At 71.9% G+C, this 1,599-nt stretch carries 1 protein-coding gene; it reads left to right on the top strand.

The annotated features are described in order from the left end of the window. A partial coding sequence (locus ACTWP5_RS32030; RefSeq protein WP_443224701.1) for a dihydroxy-acid dehydratase occupies positions 1 to 1,599 on the top strand: 1,599 nt, incomplete at both ends.

Genomic DNA, 1,599 nt, shown 5'->3' with positions numbered 1-1,599 from the left:
CATCGTTCGTGGATGCGGAATCAGGGTTTTGGTCCGGAGGTGTTCGATGGTCGTCCGGTGATCGGGATCGCGAACAGCTTCTCGGAGTTGACGCCGTGCAACGCTCACCTGCGGGAACTCGCGGAGGCTGTCAAACGGGGGGTGTGGGAGGGCGGCGGGTTGCCGTTGGAGTTTCCGGTGATGTCGTTGGGTGAGACGTTGATGCGTCCGACGACGATGCTCTACCGCAACCTCCTGGCGATGGAGGCCGAGGAGACGATGCGGGCGAACCCGCTGGACGCCGTGGTGTTGCTCTCCGGTTGTGACAAGACCACGCCCGGCCTGTTGATGGCCGCCGCCAGCGTCGACCTCCCCGCGGTCATGATCACCGGCGGGCCGATGCTCAGCGGCAAGTTCCAGGGCCGTGACATCGGCTCGGGAACGGCCGTGTGGCACCTGTCGGAGGAGGCACGCGCCGGCCGTATCACCTCTGAGGAACTCGCCGAGGCGGAGGGCTGCATGTCCCGCAGCCGTGGCCACTGCATGACCATGGGAACCGCCTCGACCATGGCCTGCCTGGCCGAGGCCCTCGGCTTCCAACTCTCCGGCGCCGCGGCCCTCCCGGCCGTGGACGCCCGCCGCTACGCCCTCGCCCAGGCCGCCGGCCGGCGGGTGGTGGCCATGGCGAACGAGGACGGCCCCCGCCCCTCGGCACTGCTGACGCGCGAGGCGTTGGAGAACGCGATCCGCGTCAACGCCGCCCTGGGCGGCTCCACCAACGCCGTCGTCCACCTCCTGGCCCTGGCCCGCCGCGTCGGGGTGCCGTTGGACCTTGCCGATTTCGACGCCCTGACCGCCGAGGTGCCCGTGCTGGTCGATCTGATGCCCTCGGGCCGGTTCCTGATGGAGGACTTCGCCTACGCCGGCGGCCTGCCCGTCGTGCTGCGTGAACTCGACCAGGCCGGCCTCCTCCACCGCGGCGCGCTGACCGTCAGCGGACGCGGCATCGGCGAGGAGGTCGCCGACGCCCGCTGCCACAACCGCGAGGTGATCCGCACCGTCGCCGAGCCCTTCCGGCCCGCCGGCGAGGGCACCGTCGTCCTGCGCGGCAGCCTCAGCCCCGACGGCGCCGTGTTGAAGGTCTCCGCCGCCACCCCCCACCTCCTCACCCACCGCGGCCGGGCCCTGGTCTTCGACCACGTCGAGGACTACATCGCCGTCGCCGACGACCCGAACCTCCCCGTCGACGCCTCCACCGTGATCGTCGTCCGCAACGCCGGCCCCCGCGGCTACCCCGGCTTCCCCGAAGTCGGCAACGTCCCCGTCCCCAAACGCCTCCTCGACCAGGGCATCACCGACATCGTCCGCGTCAGCGACGCCCGCATGAGCGGCACCGGCTACGGCACCTGCGTCCTGCACGTCGCCCCCGAAGCCGCCATCGGCGGACCCCTCGCCCTCGTCCGCACCGGCGACTGGATCACCCTCGACGTCCCCAACCGCCGCCTCGACCTCGACATCCCCGACACCGAACGCGCCACCCGCGCCGCCACGCACACCCCACCCCCACCCCACCCAGCCGCCGCCCACGCCACCCAACGCGGCTGGACCCGCCTCTACACC

It is taken from the genome of Streptomyces sp. 4N509B (assembly GCF_052245655.1).
Lineage (GTDB): Bacteria > Actinomycetota > Actinomycetes > Streptomycetales > Streptomycetaceae > Streptomyces.
Note: the sequence above shows the minus strand (reverse complement) of the source record. Positions and strands in the feature narration are given on the sequence as shown.